A 26,575-nucleotide genomic window follows, 5' to 3' on the forward strand; every position below is an offset into this window, starting at 1 on the left:
GACTAACGTTCAGTCCCCAGTACGCGGGGCTGGATGGCAGTCCGGTCAGCTTCTCGGTGGTCAACGAGCTGCTGCCCACCACCAATCCAGGGCCGTACAGTCTGACGCTCTACACGGACAATCCGGTCATTAGGCTTCAGGCAAGGCAAAGTGGTGTATCGAGCAGTTTCAGCTACGGGTGGCTGTCGGCCTGCAACCCGGGTGCCCGTCAGGCGGCCCTTGTGGAGGTGCCCCTAAGTGTGACGGTGCTGGGCAACCCGGTGGCGGGCGAAACGGTGGCCGTGGAGGTACGGGGCGCCGAGGGACAGCCATTGCAGCTGCAACTGAGGGATGAACGGGGCCACCTGGTCAGTGAGCAGTCAGTTGGAAAGGCCGGGGTGGTGGAGCGGCAGACGCTCCGCCTGGGCCAGGTTCCGGCGGGCGTGCTGCTGCTACGGGTCAGTACGTCCACCCAAAGCCAGAGGCTCAAGCTGCTCAAAGCGGAGTAGCCCTTATCTTCGACAGAGTGGTTCACCAAAGAAGCCGCGCCCCTTTCCGGGAACGCGGCTTCTTTGGTGATTCGGAGGTTTAACCGAACGGTTTCAGGCTGAGTTATCAAGTTTTGTGTTGACCGTTTGACCCCTCCTGAAGAGCGTTGACACGTCCAATGATCCCCGCCGATAGGTGGTGCAGAGAACGTGGCTGACTGATTCTGCCTCCCTGTTTTAATCGGTCGCTCCACGTCTTCGGATACCCGGCCCTAAACAGTAGTAAGGCCTCGCCGAGTAGCGTTATTGTTGACTGACTCTGAGCCCGCCCCTGGTACCGGTGCCAGCAAGTGAGGACAGATCCCCTCAACAAAAAGAACTAATTACCTGTTTTTTTCACTCTATTGGCCACGATGCACCAAATGTGCACCTATTTGGGTGAAATCTGCACATCGGTCTGCTGGGCGTCCGCTAAACTTGCACTGGCATTCGGGACCGAAAACCCTTCCCTCTTTATCCCCTGATTTGGGACGGGTAATCTGGGATTGACCGCTGTCGAACCGTCCTCTCTTTTTAACCCGTTACCAATCTCAACATGCTTTTTTTTGTCACTACCATGACCTGCCCAGCTCAACCCGATGAGGATGGCCCCGCCAGTAACTCCTTAAAACGGTGATTTGCCATTACCTAACTACAGATTAACTCTTCGGCACGTAATTCTATGAAACCAGCTCTCCGAACGGATTTTTTCTTTACTGCGGCAGCACGGACGCTTTGCCGGACTGCTCACCAGAGCCGCCAGACCCACCCGCAGGCACTTTTCTACCACCGATTCATCAACACCAAACTTTTAAGCCGGTGTCGATTGGGTGTGGTTTGTCTGGTGATTCTGTTGGCCAGTATGGGCGCGCAAGCCCAGAACACTACCGTCACCATCTGCGCGGGTAGTGCGATTAACCTCAACAGCACAGTAAGCCCGCCCGTGGGCAGCACCCTGAGCTTCTCGATAAAGCCGCCCGCCAAAGCTATTGCTGCCGGAGACTTACATGGTTTAGCCTTATTAGTCGACGGCACGGTGGTGGGCTGGGGATTCAATGATTTTGGCCAGTTGAACGTGCCGGCCTCGGCCACCCCCGCCAAAGCCATTGCTGCCGGGTACACTAATAGTTTAGCCCTAAGAGCCGACGGCAAGGTGGTGGCCTGGGGAGATATTTCGCAGTTGCCTGTGCCGGCCTCGGCCACCCCCGCCACCGCCATTGCTGCCGGAACCGGAAGCCAACATAGTTTAGCACTGAAAGCCGACGGCACGGTGGTGGCCTGGGGAAACAATCAATATGGCCAGACGAATGTGCCGGCCTCGGCTACCCCCGCCACCGCTCTTGCCGCTAGTAGCCAACTTAGTTTAGCCCTCAAAGCCGACGGCACGGTGGTGGCCTGGGGACGTAATCTATATGGTCAGTTGAGTGTGCCGGCCTCGGCCACCCCCGCCACCGCCATTGCCGCCGGGAGCTTTTATGGTTTGGCCCTGAAAGCCAATGGGTCAGTGGTAGGCTGGGGAGATAATGTCTATGGTCAGTTGAGTGTGCCGGCATCGGCCGCTCCCGCCATCGCCATTGCCGCCGGAAGCCAACATAGTTTAGCCCTGAAAGCCAACGGCACGGTGGTGGCCTGGGGATACAATAACCATGGTCAGACGACTGTGCCGGCCTCGGCCATGCCCGCCACCGCCATTGCCGCCGGTAGAGATTATAGTTTAGCCGTGAAAGCCAACGGGTCAGTGGTAGGCTGGGGAGATAATTCCACTGGTCAGACGGCAGGCTACGATGCCCAGCCGCTGACTAGTCCGGTGGTGTCGCCCACCGCCACCCAGACCTACTACTACATTGTCCGCTCCTCCAGCGGCAGCCCCACCTACGGCACGGTCACCGTTGCGGTGAACACGGGTCCCCCACCCACCCGGTTATATGTGAGGGCCAACGCTACCGGGTCCGGCAACGGCCTGAGCTGGGCCGATGCTTTCCCTGACCTGCAACAGGCGCTGAGCCAGAGCTATAGATGTGCGCAGAACCTGACCGAAATCTGGGTGGCCGCCGGTACCTACAAACCCACTACCACTACCGACCGCACCATCAGCTTCACTCTCCAGGACGGGGTGGCCATCTATGGGGGCTTTACGGGCAATGAAACCAGCCTAAGCCAGCGGCCCACTATCAACCCCGTGGCCGGGCAGCCCTCCGGCAGCACGCTCAGCGGGGACATCGGCGCGGTGGGCAATGCGGCTGACAATACCTACCACGTCATCAACAATGCCCCAGGTCTGACCAGCACAGCCGTGCTGGACGGCTTCGTCATCACGGGCGGTAATATCTCTGAAAATCAGGCGTTTGGTGGGGGGATGCTCCATACGGAGGGCTCCCCAACAATCACTAACTGTAGCTTCCAGGGCAATTCGGCTGCCTACGGCGGAGCCGTCTACATCACCTCCGGCAGCCCTCGGCTGACCAACTGTAGCTTCCAGGGCAATTCGGCTACCTCCGGCGGGGCCATTGCGAACTTCAGCAGTGCCGTACTAATTAACTGTAACTTCCAGGGCAACACGGCCACTGCCCTTGGCGGGGCTATTTACAACGCCAACAACAGTGATGCCCGGATGATTAACTGTAGCTTCCAGGGCAATTCGGCCGTTACCAGGGGCGGGGCTGTCTATAACTCCAACAGCAACCTAACGATGAGCAACTGCGTGCTGTGGAATAACGGGGGGACGCTGGCATTTTACGATGCCACTGGTGGGGTGTCGGTTAGCTACTGCCTGCTGGAGACTGGCGTGGGGGGCTACACCAACGGGGGAAACAACCAGACGGCCACCACCTCGCCCTTTGTGAGTGCCAACGCCGTGGCCCTCAATGCCTGCGCACCCGCCATCAACCTGGGCAGCAATGCCAACTACCAGGCGGTCAATGGACCCGCCACCGATCTGGCCGGTAACCCCCGCATTTACAATGGCGTCATCGACATGGGAGCCGTCGAGTATCAGGCCGCTCCCGCTGTCAATATCTCTCCCCCCAGCGTAAACACGGCAACGGCGGGGGCACCCTTTAGCCAGTCCTTTGTGGCTTCGGGGGGCAGTGGCCCCTACAGCTATGCGCTATTCAGCGGCAGTCTGCCAACGGGCCTGAGTCTGGCTACCACAGGGGTGCTCTCGGGCACCCCAACTCAGGGCGGCAGCTTCACGCTCACCGTGCGGGGGCAGTACGCCACCGGCTGTTCGGGGGTGAGTGCGCCCTATATCCTACTGGTGCAACTCGATTCGCCTATTCGCTACGTTAAAGCGGGGGCAGCGGGCAGCGGCAGCAGTTGGGCCGATGCCAGCGGTGATCTGCAAGGCCAGATCAACCTGGCAGGTGCCCAACAGGTCTGGGTAGCCACGGGCACCTACAAACCCGGCCCGCCAAACAATACCAACCGTAGTATCAGTTTTGCTATGCGGCCCAACGTGGCCATTTACGGAGGCTTTGCGGGTACCGAAACCGACCTGAACCAACGGGTGCTGGGTAACCCACTAGCGACTATCCTCTCGGGCGATATTGGTACCGCAGGATCCAATACCGATAACAGTTACCACGTCGTCAATAACGCCACGGGCCTGACCAACTCGGCGGTGCTCGATGGCTTCCTCATTACCAGCGGCAATGCCAATGGCAGCAGCTCGCCCGACGACGGGGGCGGGGGTATGATCAACAATGGTAATGGAGCGAGCAATACCTGTAGCCCCCTGATTCGCAACTGTCTGTTTATTTACAACCGGGCCGCCAATCAGGGCGGGGCCCTCTACAACGCTGGTTACACGAGTGGCACCAGTAACCCCACCCTGATCAACTGCGCCTTTCAATCCAACTATTCCGCCAATAGGGGTGGGGCTATCTACAACGACGGGAGTATTGGGGGTAATAGTAACCCCAGCCTGATCAACTGTTCGTTTCAGGGCAATTCGGCTGCTTCAGGCGGGGCGATGTATAACATTAGCTATCAGGGGAGCAGCCGCCCCGTGCTGACCAACTGCGTGGTATGGGGTAACAGCGGGGCCAATACCTTCAACAACCAGCAGGGGGCGTTCATCACCACCAGCTATAGTCTGTTTGAGTCTTCGGTGACGGGTTACAGCCCCGGGACGGGCAACCTGACTACTACGACTACACCTTTTGTGAGCACTACTGATACCCGGCTCACCGCCTGTAGCCCCGCCATCGATGCTGGCGATAAGGCGGCTAATGGTACGTCCACCGATCTGGCAGGTAACCCTCGAACCTTCAATGGTGGCCCCATCGACATGGGCGCCTACGAGTACCAGGGTCCTCCCGGCCTTATCATCACCGTCCCCGGCGTGAGCACGGCAAGGGTTGGCGTAGCCTTTAACCAATCCTTCAGTGCTTCGGGCGGCACTAGCCCTTACAATTACAGCCTGGCCAGTGGCAATGTGCCGACGGGTTTGAGTCTGTCCAACACGGGCGTGCTGTCGGGTACGCCAACCCAGGCAGGCAGCTACACCCTCACCGTGCTGGGCCGGGATGCCACCGGCTGTTCGGGGATGAGTGCGCCCTACGCCCTGACAGTGAATGATGCCCCAGGCCCTAACCCGACACTGACCGGCCTGACCGCCAATCCGGGGGCGGTCTGTGTGGGTAGCGTAGCCACCTTTACCGCCACGGTGGGCAACGTGACGGGCAGCTACGGCTACACACTCACCAACGGACTCGGTAGCTCTCTGACGGGCAATGCCAGCGGCCCCCTGTTCAGCCAATCCATACCGGCTGCGGGTACGGGCACCCAGAACTTTACCCTCACGGTGAGCGCCAATGGCCAGTCCGCATCCAGCGAAACGACCCTGACGGTCAACCCCTTGCCGGTGGCCAGCCTGGCCAGCAACGGCCCGCTCACCTGCGCCCAAACCAGCGTGACGCTAACAGCATCGGGGGGCAGTTCCTACACCTTTGCCAATGGCAATGGCGTGCTGGGCACACCGGGTGCTTCGAATACACTAGTAGTGAATAGCCCTGGTACGTACTCGGTCACCGTAGCTTCTGCCAATGGGTGTGTTAGTAGTACCAGTACCCCGGTCAACAGTGCCACCACGGTTATCGCCCCCACGCTAACCGCCAGCCCCTCTACCACCCTGAGCTGTGCCCAGACCAGTCTGACGCTGACAGCGGGGGGCGGTAATAGCTACGCATTCAGTCCCAATGTGATGAGTCAGACCGGCAAAACGGCCCTGGTGAATGCCAGTGGCACCTACTCGGTGACGGTAACTAACACCAATACGGGCTGTTTCTCAGTCACTTCCATCACCATCAGTCAGGACAACACGGTGCCCCAGGCCAGCCTAACCAGCAGCGGGATGATTACCTGTGCGATGAGTAGCGTGACGCTGACGGCCAGCCCCAACGGCTTGAGTTACGCCTTCGCGGGGCCGGGCGTGGTGAGCCAGAACGGCAATCAGGCCATTGTGAACACGACGGGTACCTATTCGGTGACGGTGAGCAACGGGGCCACCGGCTGTTCGGCCACCGCCCAGACCACCGTTACGGGGGACCAAAGCGCGCCTACGGCAACTCTGACTAACAACGGCCCCATCACCTGCTCAATGACTAGCGTGACCCTGACCGCTTCGGGGGGCACCAGCTACCGCTTCAGCAGCGGGGCCAGCCAAATTGGGTCAAGTAATCAGGCCACCGTCACTAACGGCGGCCTTTATTCGGTCACCGTCACAAACGCCGGCAACGGGTGTTCGGCTGTGGCCAGCACCAGCGTCAGTGCCAGTACGACCCGGCCCACGGCCACCATCAGCGGCAACACGACCGTTACCAGCGGAGGCTCGACCACGCTCACCGTTTCGGGGGGCACCTCCCAGACGTGGTCTACCGGAGAAACCACTCCCAGCATCACCGTGATCGCGGGCACCTACTCGGTCACCGTCACCAACACCAGCGGTTGTAGCAGTTCCACCAGCGTAACCGTCAGCACGGTCAATTCGGCCCCGGTGGCCACGGCCAATGCCAACCAGACGGCCACCGTGGGCGTAGCGTTCTCCTACACGGTCAACGCCTTCACCGACAGTGAAACGCCCAATCAGCTGACCTACACGGCCAGCATCAGTCCGGCCAACGGCTTTAGTTTCGATCCCAACACGCGCATCATCTCGGGTACATCGTCGATGTCGGGTGTCTCGACGGTGACGGTGACGGCCACCGATCCGGGTAGTCTGTCGGCCAGTACAATGTTTACCATTACGGTGAGTCCGGCGAATACTCCGCCCCCTACGGCTACCTTCAGCATCACCGGGGTCACGACGGTCAGTTGCGAAGTGCTCTCAGCCGGTCAGCGCCGGGTCACCTTCAACCCCCGCTACGCCGGGTTGGACGGCAGTCCGGTGAGCTTTTCGGTGGTCAGCGAACTGCTGCCGACGACCAGTCCGGGGCCATACGTACTGAACCTGTACACCGACAATTCGGTCATCACCCTACAGGCACGCCAGAGCGGGGCCTCCACCAGTTTTGCCTACAACTGGCTCTCGGCCTGTAGCTCCTCGACAGCTAACACCCCACCCACGGTGGCGAGTCCCGTTCCCCCTCAGTCGGCTACGGTAGGTATCGGTTACACGCTCTCGCTGGCGAATGTGTTCACCGATGCCGAGACACCCAATCAGTTAACGCTGTCAGTGAGTGGTCTGCCCGCGGGGCTGAACTTCGTAGCTCCCTCGACCATCTCGGGTACGCCCTCGGTGAGTGGGGTAAGCAGCGTTACAGTAACGGCGACCGATCCGGGCAGCCTGTCGGCCAGCACCAGTTTCACCCTCACGGTGAACCCGGCCGCCGGTACCCCCCCACCCCCAACGGGCACCTTCAGCATCACCGGCGTAACTACAGTAAGTTGTACCACCCTGTCGGTGGGGCAACGGCAGGTGACGTTTAACCCCCGGTACGCGGGGCTGAACGGAGCACCGGTGAGCTTCTCGGTGGTCAATGAGATGGCTCCCTCCACCAACCCGGGTCCCTACACCCTGAAGCTGTACACCGACAACCCGATTATCACCCTGAATGCGGTCCAGAGTGGGGTGAGTAACAGTTTTGCCTATAACTGGCTGATCGCCTGCGGAGGCAGCAATCCACCGGCCAACACTTCACCCACGGTGGCCAACCCGGTGCCACCCCAGTCGGCCACCGTGGGTGTGGGCTACACCCTCTCCCTGGCGGGGGTGTTCACCGATGCCGAGACACCCAATCAGCTGACGCTGTCGGTGTCGGGTCTGCCAGCGGGCCTGAGCTTCACCGCCCCTGCGACCATCTCGGGTACGCCCTCTATGTCGGGCGTGAGCCAGGTGAGCGTCACGGCGACCGATCCGGGCAATCTGAGTGCGACGACCAGTTTGACTCTGACGGTGGAACCGGCTCCGGTAACCCCGCCACCGCCCACGAGTAGCTTCAGCATTACAGGGGTAACCACGGTGAGTTGCCAGGTGCTCCCGGCGGGCCAGCGCAGACTAACGTTCAGTCCGCAGTACGCGGGCCTGGATGGCAGCCCGGTCAGCTTCTCGGTGGTCAACGAGCTGCTGCCCACCACCAATCCAGGGCCGTACAGTCTGACGCTCTACACGGACAATCCAGTCATTAGGCTTCAGGCAAGGCAAAGTGGGGTATCGAGCAGTTTCAGCTACGGGTGGCTGGCGGCCTGCAACCCGGGTGCCCGTCAGGCGGCCCTTGTGGAGGTACCCCTAAGTGTGACGGTGCTGGGCAACCCGGTGGCAGGCGAAACGGTGGCCGTGGAGGTACGGGGCGCCGAGGGACAGCCATTGCAGCTGCAACTGAGGGACGAACGGGGTCACCTGGTCAGTGAGCAGTCGGTTGGAAAGGCCGGGGAAGTGGAGCGTCTGCCGCTCCACCTGGGCCGGGTTCCGGCGGGCGTGCTGCTGCTGCGGGTGAGTACATACACCCAAAGCCAGAGGCTCAAGCTGCTCAAAGTGGAGTAGCCCTTATCTTCAACAGAGTGGTTCACCAAAGAAGCCGCGCCCCTTTCCGGGAACGCGGCTTCTTTGGTGATTCGGAGGTTTAACCGAACGGTTTCTGAACCGAGGGTGTCGAGTGCCCCCTCATTCGTTGATGACCGGCTTTGTTGGTACCGCTTCCATCACTAACGCGCTGTCTGAAAACGGGAATCCAGCGGATGCGTACCGGCTGTTTCAGCAGCAGGATTATCCTTACTGGCTGTACTCGGTCGTAAACGGGGCAACCTCTATGTAGGAACGCTCGAATTTATACACGATGGAAAAGGGTTTCGAGGGTCATAACAGCATGATTTCCTTCATTATTCGTTTGGGGCCCTAGCGGCCTGGATGTAAAAACATTGGCTGGCGATTCGGCGGCAACCGGAAACGCCCACCTATAAAGAGTTCGTGCTGATACCCACACCCGATCCAACCAAACAAATGACGTTTGCCAAAGGCTATTACGATTCACTCTACGGCCGAATCAGCAGCGAATGGAAGTGGGAGGAGAGCCACTAGTCGTACAAAACCACCCTTCCGCCCAATCTAATGGCTACCCTTTACTTACTGGCAAAGCGCATCAGCCAAATCACCGAAGCGGGTAAACCAATCGACTTACGGCCGGGATTTCGTCAGGCCAATGATGAGGTTGTTATTCCCCTGGAGTCAGGATGCTATTCCTTTACGATACGTAACGAGTAAGAAAGGGGCATTATGTACGCTTTGCTCAACAGAATTTTGGCAATAGGCGCCTTCGTTTTCATATCCTCAAGTCCTTCCAGGCGTAACTTTACGGAGGATAGTTAAAACTTCGTTTGCCCTATGTCGTTTTTCCGCTCGTTTCTGTTTCGACCAACCCAAAGCTGGTGGTTTTACCTGGCTATCTTTCTGGGCCTGATTGGTATAGGGTTAAAATTCGAGATCGATTTAAACACCCATTACGGAGTTATTGGCAGTGTGGCTTCCTTTCTGGCCTTTTTTGTAGCCTTTCAAAGCTGGAAAGCCTCTGAAGATACCTCCCGCAAAACTGATCAGGCGCTCGACCAAATGCACCAGGTATTGGCCGAAACCAGTCGGCTTGCCCAGCAGAACTACGCAATTGATCAGCAGATTCGGGGTGCCGTGGCGACCATCTCCGACGCCACCCGCGAGTTGTTCCGGGGCTATCGGCAGATTCTGACCGAAGTGCGTGATTTTCTGGACGGGGCCGCCAACAGCGAGTGCATCTACATTATAACCGATACGGCCGCCATCGGGAAACTTCAGGCTGGCTACAACCCACAGCTTCAGGATGCTAAACGGGAATATAAAATCCTGACCGACCGGATTCATGACTTGCTTACTACCCGCATCCGTGACTCACGGGAGTTTTACTTCGCCAGCCTGGACCCGCACCCCGACGCACCGCACGAACCAGGCAGTAGTAGTCTGTATAGTTGTTATGTAGAGCCCGTCTGGCGCACCATTCACCCCCGTGAGCCCCTGCCTGAAGAAGTATGGCATGAACAGCAGCAGCTGCATCAGGCTTGTCTGCGCGAAATTGAGGATACCTTTACCCTGTTTTCTGATCATCATCAACAGCGCGATGCGGGTGTTCCGGTATTACACACGCTAGAAAGTCTGCCGCTGCAACTGCTTATCCGGGTCGATCTGGAGGCTAGTGAGCCGTTTAAGGCGCTGGTGATTTTTGTGGGGCAGTACAACATGAATAAGGTGACGGACGCCCGCGCCATGCTCACCGCCGACCCCGAACTGGTCCGCACGTTCATCAGCATGTTTGAGTCAATTACGGGGCTGGACATGAATAAAAACTACGCATCTTTACGAAAGCGCCTGCCCATTTAACCCACCACCTGCAAAGCCCATACACGGTGCTACCCAGAAGCGCCAGTGTGCTATTGCCGGGGCGCACGGAGGGGACGAATTGACGGGGTTACAATAGAGCCCCTGAATTGGAGTAGTGGTCAGTGGTGCTTTTGAAGGCGGGTGAGCAGCCACATCAGGGCGCGCTGCAACAAAACCCATTGGCCCACCTCTTTACGATCTGCAGTCTCCAGATATTTTATATACCGACGTTTCTCTGGACCACTGTTGGGTAGAATGTACATTTAGCTACATGAACTGTTTTCAATAACGGTTAACGACAATCAGTCGCATACGCCGGTGGATGCCCTGGGAAATGGGTTTTTAACAAAGCTTCGTTTCACGGTAGAAGAGCAACTGTATAACCCCGGGCTTTCGGCGGATACCATCTGCCAGCCGTTGGGCATGGGCCCAACTACCCTTCCCAATAAGCCAACGGCCCTGACAGGTATGTCCATCTGCCGCTACGTGTGCGCCCTGCGCTTACGAAAAGTCCGGACGCTTCTGACCACCACGACACTCAATATATGGGAGGTGGCTTACGCGGTGGTTTTGACAATCTCAAGAGGTACAGTCAGCAGTTTTTTGAAAAATTTAGCCTTTTGCCCGAAAATTATCGCCTTTTGCCCGGGGGCTGAACAATAGTGCACCTTTTCGGAACAATAGTGCACCTTTTTTAAATCGTATCCCCTTACTCTTGTGGTGTTAATGTACACCCATTTTAACCCACTCAGCGCACCCATTATGAGTCGATCGTTTAGCCACCTTTGGCCCTGCTCAACGGGTCCCCCGGTTCGCTATGAACCCAGTCATCAGCATACATCCTTAGTTTTTTTGTACGCTCACAGTTTAGCCTATTTTACTCATTTAACAAACAAACCCTTATGACACAAGAACTTCCACCTCCGGTTCAGTTGATGCAACTACTGTTTGGCTTTGCGGCATCACGTGCAATAGGTGTTTCCGCGGAACTGCGTATTGCGGACTTATTAAAAGATGGCGCAAAAACAGCGGACGAATTAGCCAGACAAACAGGCGTTGATGCCCGTTCTCTTTATCGGGTGTTACGTGCTTGTGCCAGTACTGGTGTGTATTCTGAAGACAATGAAAAAAAGTTTTCATTAACCCCACTAGCCGAACCATTGCTTAGCGATGCACCAGGGAGTTTGCGTGCTTTTGCTGAAATGATAACCTGCGATTGGCAATTTCAGACATGGGCAGAACTTCCTTATAGTGTTAAAACAGGCAAGCCCTCTTTTGACAAAGTACATGGCAAATCTTCTTTTGATTATTTCTGGAGCAATGAGAAAGCTGGAAACGTTTTTAATGATGCCATGACCAGCAACAGTGCTTTTTCAAGTGTTGCCGTGGTGAATGCTTATGACTTTTCTTCCACGTCTAAATTGGTAGATGTAGGTGGGGGGCATGGATTTTTACTGGCTTCTATCCTTGCAAAATATGGCAATGTAAAAGGAGTTTTGTTTGATACACTGGCTATTGTTGCCGAGGCAGAAAAGCGTCTAAAGGAGCATGGCGTTACAGATAGGTGCGAAACTGTAGGTGGTGATTTTTTTGAATCTGTACCCACCGGTGCTGACGCTTACATAATGAAGCATATCATCCACGACTGGAATGATGAGCAATGTATTACCCTACTTCAAAATTGCCGCAACGCTATGACCGATGGCGGAAAGGTACTGGTGGTAGAAATGGTAGTACCTGAAGGAAACGAACCATCACCCGCAAAATTCCTTGACTTACAAATGTTGCAATTTTTACCTGGGTGTGAGAGAACAGGAAAAGAGTACGCCGATTTATTTGATAAAGCAGGACTAAAATTAACCCGAATAATACCCACCATGTCTCCTTTCAGTATTATCGAAGGAGAAAGTAAATAGGGGAAAGCGACTTGATAGACTATAGCCAACTTATTATCGTCACCAGTAGAAGCTGACTCCTGCTTTTAGCCAGTCAGTAATCAGCTAAATTTTCTTATTAACCAACTAACTGACACAACGCATCGGCAATGGCACAGGGCATTGAGCGACGTAGTCAGTCAACCAGTAAAACCAGATGCAACAGCAACGCTACAACGTATTTAATCAAATTCATAAGGGGCTGCGGGGCATGCTCTATGATACGGCTATCCGCCTGCAACAAACCGATTTTTCCCAGCCACAGGCCAGCGAAGTCGTTGAGCAGTTACACCAGGTGCTCGTCTACTTCGATGAACACGCCGAAAATGAGGATCAGTTTATTCTGCCCCACATCCGCAAACATAACGCGGTGCTGATTGATGAACTGGAAAACGATCATGTCATCGATCACAACCTGACGCATACGCTCTTCGATCACATTCGGGAGTGGAAATCGACCGACTCTGCTGGCCAGCGGGAAGCCATCGGCCAACGGATTCTGGTTGCCTTCAATGAATTTATCGGCTTCAATCTCTACCACATGAACAAGGAAGAGAACGTGCTGATGGATCAGCTTTGGCAGCATTACACCGACGCCGACATTCGGCATATGGAACATGAGATCATCCAGGCTATTCCACCTCAGACGCTGATGGCCGAGAGTCGCTGGATGATGCGCTCGATCAATGATAAGGAAGTGATTAGCTGGCTGTCGGGTATCAAACAAGAGGCACCAACAGCCGTATTCGATACCTTCCTGCAACTGGCTCAGGAGGAACTGCCGACCGAGCGCCTGAAAAAGGTGTATACGGCTCTGGCACTGGCCTAATCCACATAATTAGTCTACTCTATTTTCATCCTAATCAATTTATGTCATGACCTGTAAATTCCCCGTTTTACGTTTTCTTCTGGTCGGTAGCCTGCTCTCCGGATGCCAGGACCACCGGATTACCACGCCTGTCCAACCAAACCTGACGACACTCGCTACGGGCTTAGTGGGACTAATTGGCGTTGAAACCGATGCCAGCGGCCGAATCTTCGTTACCGAACAGGGCACGGGCAAAAACGATGGCCGTGTATCGGAGGTTACGCCCGATGGCGTGGTACATCCCGTCATCACGGGCCTGTATTCGTTCACCCGGCCCGACAATGAACTCGACGCGACCGATCACCTGCTTGTTGCCAATGGGATGCTATATGTGCTGAATGCCAAAGGGCTGTACACCCTTAATCTGGCCACCTACAAGACCGGCAATGCGCCGATTCCAGCGGCTAGTCTGACGCCCGAAAATATTCAGAAGTTCGTGATCGACTATACCTTCACCGAGGACACGGGCGAGTCTCACCTCTACAATATGACACTGGGACCCGACGGGGCTCTTTACTTCGCCGATGCAGCCGCCAATGCCATTATCCGCCGGTCTGCAAGCGGGCAGCTGAGTGTGGTAACGGCCGTTCTGGGCATTGCCAACCCCAATCCGGCTGGCCCTCCGCCCGGCCCACCGTTTATTCAGTCGGTGCCTACGGGGATTGTGTATGATGGCAAACAATACGCCATCAGTACCTTGCTGGGCTTTCCCTTCCCGGCTGGCAAAGCCCTGATTTACCGGATGGACCTGACGGGCAAGCTGACGGTGTTTCAGCAAACCTTCAACAGTCTGGTCGACATCGAAAACGATGGAAATGGCAACTATCTGGCCCTCGAATTTGGCGTGTTTGGCCCAATGGGTTTCACACCTAAAACAGGCCGGTTGCTACGGGCCAAAGGCACCAGCAGTGACGTACTGCTCGACAAGTTGAACATGCCAACGGACCTGAAAGTAGCTGACAGCCATACAGCTTACCTGACCAGCATGGGCGACGGGACTTTATTGAAAATTACGTTCTAATCTTTTCTCCCGTTGGGATTGATCTTCTTCTATGGTTAATCCCAACGGGTTTATCTGTGCTCCTTTACGTAGGTTATTGCCCAACTGTCTCCCTACATGTCAACGCAATGACTCAACGATACGTATTAGAATTTTCTTTGCTTCCCGCTCTTCATGCAGAAACGTTTTTCTGAGACTTACCAATTGTACTACAGTTGCAGGCCCCCTTTAACACACATTTAATTCACAACTAAAATGGAAACACAAAATCAAGCTAACGTATGGTTATCAACGTTTTATAGCCATATAGATTCTATGGATATGGATATGTTTCTCAGTTACTGCGATGAAAATATCGTGGTCCAATTTGCGAACAATCCTGTTTCTATAGGTAAGCAACAGGTAAAATCAGATATTTCAACTTTCTGGTCAATGCTGCATAAGATGGAACACACATTTCAAAATGTATACATTGATGATAATCACCTGCTTTTAGAAGCGAATATTACTTACACATTAAAGCAAGGAAAATCAGTAGTTGTGCCATGCTTGTCGGTTATAACCCGTTCTGGAGATCTGGTAAAATCACTAAAAATATTTATTGATTTAAATCCTTTGTTTCAACAATGAAAGAAAATAGGCCCAAAACCCTTTGGAAAAAAGTAACTGTAAAGGGGTGCAATTCAACTTGTCGCTATGCCGCCATTGCGTAGTTGATGGGCTCAATCTGTTTTCCAACCAGTTCCCCCATCGCTCACTCATCCAGCACACCCGCAGATTGTCTTGCCCTAGTTTATTTGAACCCTTTCCTGACCTACCGATTTTTTAGATACAACTCGGCGCTGTCCTGATCGATAAACAGGGTCGTGTCGGGATGCAACCGCAGGCAGGTTGATGGGTATTTTTCCGAAATGGCTTCCACCAGCGTATGATAAATAGCCTGCGCCTTGTGGCGACCGGGTACCATGCAAAACAACTGGGGTGCCCGGATGAGTGCCGGAATTGTTAGGGTCAGGGCCTGCTCCGGTACCTGCTCCATCGAAGCAAAGCAACCATCATGCACCTGCTGCATCCGGCTCGTGTGGTCCAGTTGCACAGTTTTCACCAGATCGGGGTCGTTGAAATTGGCCACGTGGGGGTCGTTGAAGGCGATATGGCAGTTTTCGCCAATACCGAGGCATACCACATCCGTGGGGTATTGTTCCAGCAGAGCACTGTACCGCTGCCGTTCCGTTTCCAGATCAGGCGCGTTGCCATTGATATAAAACACGGCACCAATGGGTACCTTATCGAAAAGGCGCTGCTTCAGGTACAACCCGAAGTTCTGCGGGGCATCGGGAGATAATCCGAGGTATTCATCCATGTGAAACGCCCGGACCCGCTGCCAGTCGATGTCCGTTTCCCACACCAGCGCATCCAGAAATTCGTTCTGCGACGGGGCCGAGGCAAAGATGATGTTGACGAAGGCCTGTTGCTGGCTTAATCTCCTGATTGTGTCCCCCACGGCCCGGGCGGCCCGCTGACCTAGTTCCGGCCGGTCTTTGGCGACGTTGACCAATAGCTGATCGACCCGGAATGGCTGGTTGGCCGGAGTTGCTGACGTCATGTGGTTAACTGTTGTTTATCGGTCGTTGAATAGACTAATTTTCCGCCCATAATGGTTGAATGAATGGTTAGCTGATCGTCAAAAATAACGATATCGGCCTCTTTCCCCACGGCCAGCGTCCCCTTCCGGTTGTCGACACCCATGATGCGGGCGGGCGTAGTGCTGGCCATCCGGACGGCATCCAGCAGGGACACATCGGCTAGCTGGACCATGTTACGGACGAGCCGGTTCATGGTGGCCACACTCCCGGCAAAGGCGGTTCGGTCGGGCAATTTGGCCACGCCATCTTCCACAATCACTTGTAAGCCGTTCGTTAGTGAGCCGAGGGTACTTTCGCCTTCGGGCATCCCGGCGGCCCGCATGGCATCGGTAATCAGCGCCGTTCGGTCTGCCCCTTTTATTTTGTACACCAGCTTCAGCAACGGCGGGGGCAGGTGGACCCCATCGGCAATGATTTCGACATCCATATCCAGCAGAAACGCACTCTCCACGACACCGGCATAGCGAAAAGCGTTCCGGCGCGTCACCCCCGACATGCACGAATACAGGTGCGTTGCCAGCGAGTAACCCGCTTCGTAAGCAGCCAGTACTTCCTCATAAATAGCGTCGGTATGGGCTACGGCGGCCAGGATTCCTTTTTCCCGCAGCCGTCGGCCAAAGGGAATAGCACCGGGCAGTTCAGGAGCGGCACTCCACCGTACAATGGAACTGGAATAAGCCAGGATTTCTTCGTACTCCCGCGGGTCGGGGTTGCGGATGTACCGCGGGTCCTGCGCCCCCCGCTGACTCTGCGCCAGGTAAGGCCCTTCCAGGTGCATACCCAGGAGATTTGCCCCGCGGGGGTTGTTTCGGCGGGCCTGCTCAAAGGCATCCAGCGTCTGGAACAGGTCTTCCTTTTCGGCCGTCAGGGTGGTTGGCACCAGCGAGGTGGTGCCGTAGCGGGCGTGTAATTCGGCAATGGTCAGGAAAGCGGCTTCGGTACCATCCATGAAGTCGCAGCCCCCGCCCCCGTGCACGTGGATATCAATAAAACCGGGAGCGATGTAGCGGCCTCCCGCATCCAGTTCCGTGGCATCCGGCACGTCCACATCCCGCTCATGGACGCCCACAATGATACCATCCTGAATAACCAGGGTACCCCCCCGAATAAACCGATAGGGCGTTATGAGTGTACCGTTTGTGATTTTTAGACGCCCCATGTCCGTACTTTATGGCCTTTGATGGCGTAAAAAACTAAGTACAGGTAGCAGGGTAATAATACCCAGTAAGCCGTGCGGAGGTCGAACTGGTCGGCGAAGTATCCATAAAATAGAGGCATGATGGCGTTGCCACACAGCCCCATAATCAGGATAGAAGCACCCAGTTTGGTGAACCGCCCCAGCCCATCCAGCGCCAGCGGCCAGATACCCGCCCAGATTAATGAGTTGGCCAGCCCCAGCAGGACCACGAACCAGATGGACACGTCGGCCGCGTGATCCAGCAGGGTAACCGGGCCACTGGCAAAAATAATGAGCAGCGTGAACAGCGTACCCAGCCCGGTACAAATCCGCAGCGCATTTACCTGACTGATGAAACGGGGAATGGCGATAATACCCAGAACGTAGCCGCAAATGGTGCAGAACAGGGTGTACGACGGAAAAACTTTTGCTTCCAGCAGGTTGATCCCCATCGACCCGGCATAGCCGATAATGGTGTCAATGGCAATGACTTGTGTACCCACGTGCAAAAAGATGGCTCCGGCCCCCAGCACCAGGTGCGGAAACTGGAAGATGCTGGTTTTGGTGGCGTTGGCATTCGCCACTGACGGGCTTTCCTGTTCCGTGTTTAATTCGGGAAGTGGTGAGCGGTACACCAGATAGCCCAGCACAAAGAGAAACGTACCCAGCACGGCGTAGGGCACCATCACCCGGCGCACCAGCTCGTCCAGAGCCGCTCCCCGTTCCGAAGGCCCCATGCTGCCCAGTTGAGCAAACAAATCGGTATCGGTCGGGCGGAGGATGACGGCGGCAAACACCAGTGGCGACAAAATACCGGCGGCCTTGTTGCAGATACCCATGAGGCTGATTCGCTGGGCAGCCCGTTCCTGGGGCCCCAGAATGGTGATGTACGGATTAGCGGCCGTTTGCAGAACAGACAACCCAATGCCGATGGTAAACAAACCCAGCAGAAATACGCCATAAGTACGGGTCTGGGCCGCGGGAATGAAGATAAACGCCCCCAGCGCCATCACCCAGAAACCGATCATCATCCCTTTTTTGAACCCGACCGCTTTGAGCAGGTATGAGGCTGGTACCGACATGATGAAGTAGGCAATGTAAAAAGCAAAGGCGACCAGGTAGGCCTGAAAACTCGTCAGTTCGCAGGCTATTTTGAAATACGGAATCAGGATGGAGTTGACCCACGACACAAAGCCGAAGATAAAAAACATGACCCCAATGAGTCCGATGGATACCGTGGTATCCCGACGGGTAAGGTTACTGGCATCAATGGTTAGAGGAGTTGACTCCATAAGGGCGAAAGAGTGAATGGTTGGTAGTTTGACGTTTGTAGTTTGACGTTTGTAGTTTATGTTGTAAAGTTTTGACTGTTAGCGAATTAAATTAAACGACAAACCACAAACGTCAAACTAAGCTACACGGTGGGCTCCCAGCCTTTCTGGTAGTCCCGCTGCCAGAGCTTTTCAGCTTCCGGGTTGTTTTTGATGTGGCCGTTGGCCGGGTCGATGGTGAGCATACCGCCGGAGCGCAGGGCAATATTTCCCAGTTGCGCCAGCAACGTACTCTGATGACCACCCACAATATCGGAAGCCAGGGGGGTGCCTTTTTTAATCCCGTCGAAAAAATTCTGGATGTGAATCGCGTCCAGCGCCTGCGACGGGTCCATTTTGTTTCGGGGGTCGATGACGAGGTCGTTTTTCACGGCTTTGACCAGTTTGTTCTCTAAATCGAACACCTTGTAGGAGTTCCCCGATTCGATGAGCACTGAACCCGTTTCGCCATAAAAGATTACTCCGACGCTGGTGCCCTCCACGGTTCGGCCGTTGCAGCTTCGCCCCTCCCAGGTCATGGCCGTGTTGTTGGGAAACTCCAGACTGATTACCTGCGTGTCGGGCGTTTGCCAGTCGTCCTGGTAGCGGTAACGCCCACCGGATGAGGTAACTTTGGTGGGATAGGTTACGCCCAGTCCCCAGCGCATCAGGTCGAGCATGTGGGTACCGTTGTTGAGGGCTTCGCCGGTTCCCCAGTGCCAGAACCAGTGCCAGTTGTAATGCAGGATGTTGTCTTTGAAGGCCCGCCGGGGCGCGGGCCCCTGCCACAGGTCGTAATTCAGCCAGGACGGTACGGGTGCTTCTTTGCCGATCCCAATCGACGGCCGGTTGTTGGTGTACCAGCCCTTCACAAAATAAGGCCGACCGATGATTCCGCTCTGGACTTCCCGAATGGCCTGGGCCACATTGGGCCACGACCGGCGCTGGTTGCCCATCTGAATCACGTTCTTGTATTTCTTCGCCACCGCCACCAGCAGTTCGCCCTCGTGGGGGTTATGACTGCACGGTTTTTCGAGGTAGACGTGTTTTCCGGCTTTGGACGCGAGGATGGCGGCCGGTGCGTGCCAGTGGTCGGGGGCGGCAATAACCAGCGCATCCACGTCTTTATCTTCCAGCGCCTTCCGGAAATCGGGCTGATTTTTTGGTGTTGACTGCTGAATTTTCCCGACCGTTGCCAGGCATTTATCAGCCGCCCGACTATCCACATCCGATACGGAGATGACTTCGCAGTTGGGCTGAAGGGCGAAGTTACCGGCCAGCGCCAGGCCCCGGCTGTTAACCCCCATCATGCCTACCCGAACCTTTTCGTTGGCTCCCAGAATACGGGCGTAACTCCGGGCACTGAAGCCGGGCAGCACCCCGCCTGCCGACAGCACAGCGGTACCCGTAATCGCTTTTTTGATGAACGTCCGACGGGTATCGTCGGAGCTGGCAGACTGTAGGTTATTCATTCGAAGAGTCGTTTTCTACCGGGGTCAGGGATTTACTTTTTTGCTTTTTCGCGTACGCTGGCCAGGGTTACCAGCGCACCCCCGCGCCGTTTACTTTCGTCGGCGGCTTCCATGAACGCAAACAGCTCGATGGTTTCTTCGGGTGATACGGGCGGGGTGCCCGTTTCAAAGTAGGTAATGATTTCTTTTAATAGCGGCTCGTAGCCATTGTAGGGTCCCAGCCGGACATTGCCGGAGGTCAGGTAAACCGTTCCGCCGTAGTCGTGCTTGCCCGTTCGGGTACCCCGGAAGGTACCGATTCGCCCGTCGGCCCAGGTCCCCACAACGATGTCCGTGCCTTCCGTATGCGTCCGCACTACCGACTGGCAACCCGTTCCCATAGCGGCATAGAGCGCTTCGACACCGTGAATACCGTACCAGAACAGATCGGGGTGCGTTTTTTCCAGCACCGCCGGACTAAACGTATCGGCTCCCAGGACCTGGCTTTTATCAATGCCCGCTATGCCGGTAATGTACCGAAGGGACGAGGCCGAAAAGAGGGGAATTTTATAGTGCTCCGACGCGTCAAAAATAGCGATAACATCCCCCAGCGAAGCGGCCATGGGTTTGTCGATGAACACGCGTTTTCCGGCTTTCAATACTTGCATGACCTGCTCCCGGTGCAGCCGCCCGTCATTGGTTTCCAGCAGGACAACATCCACCTTTTTGAGCAACTCATCAATGGAATCGACGATGGTTACCCCCTGCTTTTTCACTTCCTCCGTGTAGCCCGGTATCCGTTTCGCACTGCTGTCAATATCCCGGCTGCCATACGGATAAGCCGCCACCACCCGGTAGCCTTTGTAGTCGGCACTGGCATCGGCGCTATTGAGTACCTTCACGAAAGCCGTACTGTGGGACGTATCCAGCCCAATCATACCCACCCGTTTTTCGGTCGCTGCGCGGGCACCGGCTGACCAGGCCAGCGCAGGCATACTCATCGCTACGCTTCCCAGAGCGGACTGCTGTAAAAACGTTCTTCGGGTAAACATCGGGCTATTCATACTGGGAATGGCTGGTTTGGGATTAGCGGAAAAATCCGGCAGGAATCATCATCGGCTAAGGCGCAGAATCCGGCCCTGGGCATCATCGGTAATTACGTAGATTGATCCGTCCGATGCCTGCGTGACGTAACGCATCCGCTGTTTCTGGTCGGTCAATAGCTGTTCTTCACCCACCACCCTGTTGTTTTCAATCACCAGACGGTCCAGGTGCATACCCCGCAGGGCAGCCACGAACAGATTGTTTTTCCACTCCGGGAACATACTGCCCGTATAAAACATAATGCCGCTGGGGGCAATGGATGGGTCCCAGTAATAGACTGGCTGTTCCATGCCCGTCTGCTTTGTTTTACCCCCGTTTACCGGTTCGCCACTGTATTCAATGCCGTAGGCAATGGTAGGCCACCCGTAGTCTGCTCCCGGCCGGATGATGTTCAGTTCATCACCCGCGTTGGGGCCGTGCTCCGTTTCCCAGAGGTCGCCGGTTTGCGGGTTAAAAGCCAGCCCCTGCGGGTTCCGGTGGCCCATCGACCATATTTCGGGCAGAGCGTTCGGATTGCCACTGGCCGTTGTCCTGTATGGGTTCCCGGCAGCCGCTGTTCCGTCTTTATTGATTCGGATTATTTTCCCCAGCGACGAATCGAGGGCCTGTGCTTTCTTACGGATTTCGTCGTCGAACCGCTCCCCGAAGGTAACGTACAACCGTCCCTGCGCGTCGAACAGCATCCGGGAGCCGTTGTGATTGGGACCACTGTACACAGGCGATGCGCGGTAGATAACCTGTACGTTTTCCAGTTTCGTTTCGTCGGCCGACAGGCGGGCGCGGGCTACCGAGGTAACGCTACCGCCAGCAACAGGCTCTACATAGCACCAGAAAACCTGCCGGGTAGTAGCAAAGTCAGGGTCGAGTTTAACGTCGTATAACCCACCATCCCCCTCAGCGCGAACGGCGGGAACACCGGCAATTTCGTTCCCCACTACGCCCTGCTGCGTTACAATGCGCATAGTTCCTCTTTTTTCCGTCACCAGCATCCGGCCATCAGGCAGAAACACCAGCCCCCAGGGTTGAACCAGACCGTTGGCCACGGTCGTCACGGTAAATGTCGTCGTTGATTTTATACTGCCGATCCTTGTCTGTCCCGCAAAAGTGGGTTGCTGCCCCTTCGCTATCATTGGCCGCTTTTCGACAGATGCCCCCGTTTCGGAGTGGGATGGGGCAACGGGCCGGTTCTGACCGAAAGCTGCGTAGCTGGTCAGCACAAGAACCATTGTCAGGCAGCTGATCGTGCTTCTTACACGGATAGCCAGCGGCAGAGTATTCACCAACGGGTTAGATAAAGCGTTCATTGAGCAACGTAAGTTGTTTTTATAGCACCACGCCAGCAACCAATCCAACCAAAATCAGTGCGTAGGGAGGAATTTTGGTGTACAGCAACAGGACAAGGGTAAGCAGCACAACCAAAACCGATGGCCAGTGCGGGGCCATTGGCTCAAACAGGGCGATAGCCGCTGCGGCCGTTAAACCGGTACTGGCCGCGTTGATGCCCCCCAGGGAAGCCCGTACCACGCGGTAGCGTTTGAGTTGTTCCCAAAACCGGTACACAAAGAAGATAAGGAAGGTGCCGGGCAGGAAAATACCGGCGGTAGACACTACACTGCCCCAAAACTGCCCCTGCACGCCCATGTCCCGCATGGAGAGTGCGCCGATGTACGAAGCAAAGGAGAATACCGGGCCGGGCATGGCCTGCACCAGCCCCAGCCCCGACAGAAACTCCTCGCGGGTGAGGTAATGCTTAAACGCCACAAATTCGTTGTACAGCATGGGCGTCAGCACCTGACCGCCCCCAAATACAAAACTGCCGTTCCGGTAGAAGTTCTCGAACAGCCGTACGGGTAGCAACTGCGTGTAGGCTCCCAGCAGAGCCGCCCCGATGAACACACCCAGCCACAGAAAAAAATTAGCCCACTGCACACGCAGGGGCTGTTTCTCCATCCGTTTTTGTTTCTGGTAGGTCAGAGCCGTAACCAAACCACCGGCCGCAATAACGAAGGGTGTCATAAACGGCGACCGGAACAGATAGGCCACGAGCGTGGCAGTCAGGGCCAGGGCCAGTGTTGTTTTGTCTTTGATAACTTTCTGCCCGATTCGGTACCCGGCCACCACCATAAACCCAACGGCCATGGGTTGAATGAACCGGGTAAACTGCAGCGACAACTGGTGTTTTTCCAGGTAATAAATCCCCATACCGGCAGCTGTCATGATACTTACGGCAGGCAGTACCCAGATGAACAGGGTGAGGTAAGCGAGGTTGGGGCCGCCGATTTTGAAGCCCAGCGCCGTGATCGTCTGCGTGGAGGTTGGTCCCGGCAGCACCTGCCCCAGCGCATTCAGCTCCAGCAGTTCTTCTTCGGTCAGGTAGCGTCGTTTCTGAACCAGTCGCTCAAAAAACATGGCCAGATGCACTTGCGGACCGCCGAACGTGGTAAGCGCAAGAATCAGCACATCTTTCAGAAAGATGAAGTACCGGATTCGGCGTACGGGCTGAGCAGTCGTTAAGTAGGGCAGCATTAGCAGGAGAAGGCAGGAGCGGCCAAATTATAATGAGTGGGTAGCCAGTAATTGACAGAGAGCAACAAATGACTACCCACCCCAAATGACAAAGGCCTATTTCTTTTTTAGGCCCAGCTCCATCAGTCGCTCGTCCAGAAACTCACCGGCGGTCATGTCGACATACAGTTTTGGGTGCTGGGTATCCACACAACTATCCAGGCAACTCAGGTTCATATCGGCGCGGGGGTGCATAAAAAAGGGTATCGAATACCGCGACTGGTTCATTTTCTCCCTCGGTGGGTTCACCACCTGGTGAATCGTCGATTTCAGTTTGTGGTTAGTGAGCCGGTCCAGCATATCGCCCACGTTCACCACTACCTGGTCGGGCAGGGCGGTGATGCCAATCCATTTACCATCGCGCCGGAGTACTTCCAGCCCGTCGGCCGAAGCTCCCATCAGCAGCGTAATCAGATTTATATCACCGTGGGGAGCGGCCCGGACGGCGCCGTCGGGGGTGCTGTTGGGGTCGAGGGGAAAGTAGTGCAGGGCCCGCAGGATGCTGTCGCCGTTGCGTACTTTGTCGTCGAAGTAATTTTCGGGTAGTTCAAGGTATAGCGCAATGGCTCGCAGGAGTTGTTTCCCGGCGTTTTCGAGGGTCCGGTACGCCGTTACGGTTGCATCTCCAAACTCCGGCACCTCCTCGGGCAGAATATTAGCGGGCATATCGCCTTCCGGCTCCGGCTGCCCAATGTGGTAAAACTCTTTCAAATCGGCTACTTTAAAGCCTTTGGCGGTTTCTTTGCCTTTGCCGATGTAGCCGCGCTGCCCGTTCAGTTCCGGGTGTTCGTACTGCTGCTTAACGCTGTCGGGCGATGAGAAGAAAGCCTGAGCCGATGAATATAATTTCTTCGTCAGGTCTTCCGTCAGGCCGTGGTTGCGGATAGCCACAAAGCCGATTTGATTAAAGGCCCGGCCCAGGTCCTGCACGAAACGCGCTTTCTTGTCGGGGTCGCCAGACGTAAAATCGGCCAGGTCCAGCGATGGTATTTCGTTATATAATTCCTCTGTTGCCATTGTTAACACTCAGTTTAGGCAAAAATACGAAAGATTACCCAAACGCAGCGATTAGCTTATTGCGGGAAATTTAACCGGGTGGTAAGCCTGTTATTCGGGTTCAGGGAGGGCATTTCGCTTTATTCAGTTGGGGCACTCAACTACTAGGGTGGCTATGGCGATGGGTAGATCGTGCCGGAACAGGGGCTTTCTCCAGCGAAATCAACGGTTATGTTATGGCCTTCTTTTACCGATATACTGCCTACTTACTCCTGCTTTTTTGCCTGGTGCCGTCAAGTCGACAGTGTTACGGCCAATCGCTGTTCCCCCCTACCGTTCGGCGGGTTGTATTCCTGGGCAACAGCATCACTTACGCCGGGAAGTACGTTACGGCTATTGATAGCTACTACCGATCGCACTACCCAAACCAGCCCATCGAGTTTATCAATGTTGGTCTGCCGAGCGAAACGGTTTCGGGGCTATCGGAAGACGGACATGCCGGTGGCCAATTTCCCCGACCCGACCTGCACGAGCGTCTCGACCGGGTACTGACGCAAACCAAACCAGACCTGGTTTTTGCCAGCTATGGCATGAACGACGGCATTTATATGCCGTTCGATGAAACGCGTTTCCAGAAATTCAACGATGGTATCGAGTGGCTACACAACGAAGTGGTGAAAACGGGGGCCGCTATCATTCACCTTACCCCACCGGTCTATGATGACCTGAAGGGCGGGAAACCGGGCTACGGAGCCGTCCTCGACCGGTATTCGGATTGGCTTTTGGAACAGAAAAAGGCCAGAAACTGGCAGGTAATCGATGTTCATTACCCGATGAAGCAATTCCTGGATGCGCACCGCAAAGTGGATTCGGCTTATAACATGGCGGGATTTTCCCTGGCCGACGATGGCGTTCATCCGGGTGATGTGGGGCACTGGATCATGGCCAGAACTATCTTGTCAGGGTTGGGTGCGAGCGCCATTGCTTCAGCACCGGATCTCAAGGCAGCAATGGCTTCGGTGCCAAATGCGGCTCAGCTCATCCAACTCATTGCCGAGCGGCAAACTATAATGAAAGATGCCTGGCTAACCGCCACGGGACATAAACGGCCAGGTATGAGTACAGGGTTACCGCTGGAAGAGGCCAAAGCCAAAGCGGCTGTTATTGATGCCCGAATACAAGCCCTCCTCCCTTAAGGCCCAGGCGTGTCGAAAACCCTGTCTAACCTATCCCTTCGCAAAAAATAAGAAATAATCTTTTGTCATTTCGACGCAGGAGAAATCTCAATATCACGTGCAGTCAACTTGAGATTTCTCCTGCGTCGAAATGACAAAAAGTCGATTCTAATTTGATTAGATTTTAAAGGGTCGATTAAACAGCCGAACCGGTCTGCCGACACGGGATAGTACCCCGCATTGGCAGACCGGTTCGGCTGTTTAGGTAATTCTGTTATGAAAAGTTCTTGCCGACTTTATTCCAGTCGACTACGTTCCAGAAGGCGGTAATATAGTCGGCACGTTTATTCTGGTACTTCAGGTAGTAGGCGTGTTCCCACACGTCGATACCCATGACGGGGGTTCCCTTTTTCTCAGCCAGCGCCATCATTGGGTTATCCTGATTGGGGGTCGAGACAATTTCGAGGTCGTTGCCATTTTTAATTAGCCACGCCCAGCCTGACCCAAACCGCCCCGTTGCTGCTTTGGCAAATTCGGTTTTGAAGGCATCGAACGAGCCGAACTTTTTATTGATGGCATCGGCCAGTGCTCCTTTTGGCGCACCACCAGCGTTGGGGCCCATGATGTTCCAAAAGAACGTGTGATTCCAGTGCCCACCGGCATTATTCCGAATGGCGGCCGATGTCTTGGAATCGACACTTTTAACGATTTCGTCGATGCTCATCTTCGCCATCTTTTCGTTTTCGGGCATACCCAGCGCTTTGTTCAGGTTCGTCACGTAGCCCTGATGGTGCTTGTCGTGGTGAATTTCCATCGTCATTTTATCAATGGATGGTTCGAGGGCATCGTAGGCGTAAGGCAACGGAGGCAGTGTAAAGTTGCCGTCGGCGGCAGTAGACCGAAAACTACCGAACGAACGGGTAGCTAACAGGGTGGCCGATGTGCCAAAGGCAAGTTTCAGAAATTCAGAGCGATCCATGTGTATGTTGGTTTTGGGAAGCG

Annotated in this window: 20 protein-coding genes; 11 read left to right on the forward strand and 9 right to left on the reverse strand. The window is 55.3% G+C overall.

Going from position 1 to position 26,575, the window contains the following annotated elements; all coding sequences use genetic code 11:
* The 10 genes from B156_RS29025 to B156_RS0110265 form a co-directional block, all read left to right on the forward strand.
* The coding region (locus B156_RS29025) for a T9SS type A sorting domain-containing protein (protein ID WP_040585456.1) at nt 1-488 on the forward strand (488 nt) is incomplete at its 5' end.
* A gap of 700 nt (nt 489-1,188) precedes the next feature.
* The gene (locus B156_RS29030) at nt 1,189-8,487 is read left to right on the forward strand and encodes a putative Ig domain-containing protein (protein WP_018619595.1); all 7,299 of its coding nucleotides are present in this window, start codon (nt 1,189-1,191) and stop codon (nt 8,485-8,487) included.
* A gap of 130 nt (nt 8,488-8,617) precedes the next feature.
* Nucleotides 8,618-8,758: an alpha-L-rhamnosidase-related protein gene (locus B156_RS32120; RefSeq protein ID WP_018619596.1), complete on the forward strand. Its 141-nt coding sequence runs from the start codon at nt 8,618-8,620 to the stop codon at nt 8,756-8,758.
* 152 nt (nt 8,759-8,910) lie between these two features.
* Entirely contained in the window at nt 8,911-9,021 is a 111-nt protein-coding gene (locus tag B156_RS32125; RefSeq protein WP_245563715.1) for an alpha-L-rhamnosidase C-terminal domain-containing protein, read from the forward strand.
* A gap of 30 nt (nt 9,022-9,051) precedes the next feature.
* Nucleotides 9,052-9,204 (forward strand): hypothetical protein, encoded by a 153-nt coding sequence (locus B156_RS32130; RefSeq protein ID WP_018619597.1) that lies wholly within the window; start codon nt 9,052-9,054, stop codon nt 9,202-9,204.
* 120 nt (nt 9,205-9,324) lie between these two features.
* A complete protein-coding gene (locus B156_RS0110235; protein WP_018619598.1) occupies nt 9,325-10,347 on the forward strand; it encodes a hypothetical protein in 1,023 nt (340 codons plus the stop codon).
* Nucleotides 10,348-11,249: 902 nt separating this feature from the next.
* A complete protein-coding gene (locus tag B156_RS0110250; RefSeq protein ID WP_018619601.1) occupies nt 11,250-12,263 on the forward strand; it encodes a methyltransferase in 1,014 nt (337 codons plus the stop codon).
* 175 nt (nt 12,264-12,438) lie between these two features.
* A complete protein-coding gene (locus tag B156_RS0110255) occupies nt 12,439-13,110 on the forward strand; it encodes a hemerythrin domain-containing protein (protein WP_018619602.1) in 672 nt (223 codons plus the stop codon).
* A gap of 46 nt (nt 13,111-13,156) precedes the next feature.
* Nucleotides 13,157-14,170, forward strand: coding sequence for a ScyD/ScyE family protein (locus B156_RS0110260; protein WP_018619603.1), 1,014 nt, complete (start codon nt 13,157-13,159; stop codon nt 14,168-14,170).
* A gap of 234 nt (nt 14,171-14,404) precedes the next feature.
* Complete coding sequence (locus B156_RS0110265) at nt 14,405-14,779, forward strand: nuclear transport factor 2 family protein (RefSeq protein WP_018619604.1); 375 nt, start codon at nt 14,405-14,407, stop codon at nt 14,777-14,779.
* Between the two features lie 184 nt (nt 14,780-14,963).
* Here B156_RS0110265 and B156_RS0110270 read toward each other — a convergent pair whose 3' ends face one another.
* The 8 genes from B156_RS0110270 to B156_RS0110305 all read right to left on the reverse strand — a co-directional run bounded on the left by B156_RS0110270 (nt 14,964) and on the right by B156_RS0110305 (nt 24,419).
* Nucleotides 14,964-15,755: a glucosamine-6-phosphate deaminase gene (locus B156_RS0110270; protein WP_018619605.1), complete on the reverse strand. Its 792-nt coding sequence runs from the start codon at nt 15,753-15,755 to the stop codon at nt 14,964-14,966.
* A complete protein-coding gene (gene nagA / locus B156_RS0110275) occupies nt 15,752-16,954 on the reverse strand; it encodes an N-acetylglucosamine-6-phosphate deacetylase (protein WP_018619606.1) in 1,203 nt (400 codons plus the stop codon). Before nagA ends, B156_RS0110270 begins: the two co-directional genes overlap by 4 nt.
* A complete protein-coding gene (locus B156_RS0110280; RefSeq protein WP_018619607.1) occupies nt 16,942-18,264 on the reverse strand; it encodes a sugar MFS transporter in 1,323 nt (440 codons plus the stop codon). Before B156_RS0110280 ends, nagA begins: the two co-directional genes overlap by 13 nt.
* Nucleotides 18,265-18,386: 122 nt before the next feature.
* Complete coding sequence (locus B156_RS0110285) at nt 18,387-19,754, reverse strand: Gfo/Idh/MocA family protein (RefSeq protein WP_018619608.1); 1,368 nt, start codon at nt 19,752-19,754, stop codon at nt 18,387-18,389.
* A gap of 32 nt (nt 19,755-19,786) precedes the next feature.
* Nucleotides 19,787-20,797 (reverse strand): Gfo/Idh/MocA family protein, encoded by a 1,011-nt coding sequence (locus B156_RS0110290; RefSeq protein WP_026260738.1) that lies wholly within the window; start codon nt 20,795-20,797, stop codon nt 19,787-19,789.
* Nucleotides 20,798-20,845: 48 nt separating this feature from the next.
* Nucleotides 20,846-22,141: a PQQ-dependent sugar dehydrogenase gene (locus B156_RS0110295; RefSeq protein ID WP_018619610.1), complete on the reverse strand. Its 1,296-nt coding sequence runs from the start codon at nt 22,139-22,141 to the stop codon at nt 20,846-20,848.
* Between the two features lie 19 nt (nt 22,142-22,160).
* Nucleotides 22,161-23,363 (reverse strand): chromate efflux transporter, encoded by a 1,203-nt coding sequence (gene chrA, locus B156_RS0110300; protein WP_018619611.1) that lies wholly within the window; start codon nt 23,361-23,363, stop codon nt 22,161-22,163.
* A gap of 96 nt (nt 23,364-23,459) precedes the next feature.
* Nucleotides 23,460-24,419: an isopenicillin N synthase family dioxygenase gene (locus B156_RS0110305; protein WP_018619612.1), complete on the reverse strand. Its 960-nt coding sequence runs from the start codon at nt 24,417-24,419 to the stop codon at nt 23,460-23,462.
* Nucleotides 24,420-24,634: 215 nt separating this feature from the next.
* On the opposite strand from B156_RS0110305, the gene B156_RS0110310 reads away from it, so the two are divergent.
* The gene (locus tag B156_RS0110310; protein ID WP_018619613.1) at nt 24,635-25,594 is read left to right on the forward strand and encodes an SGNH/GDSL hydrolase family protein; all 960 of its coding nucleotides are present in this window, start codon (nt 24,635-24,637) and stop codon (nt 25,592-25,594) included.
* Nucleotides 25,595-25,847: 253 nt separating this feature from the next.
* Here B156_RS0110310 and B156_RS0110315 read toward each other — a convergent pair whose 3' ends face one another.
* A complete protein-coding gene (locus B156_RS0110315) occupies nt 25,848-26,552 on the reverse strand; it encodes a superoxide dismutase (RefSeq protein ID WP_018619614.1) in 705 nt (234 codons plus the stop codon).
* Between the last annotated feature and the right edge of the window lie 23 nt (nt 26,553-26,575).

It is taken from the genome of Spirosoma luteum DSM 19990 (genome assembly GCF_000374065.1).
Lineage (GTDB): Bacteria > Bacteroidota > Bacteroidia > Cytophagales > Spirosomataceae > Spirosoma > Spirosoma luteum.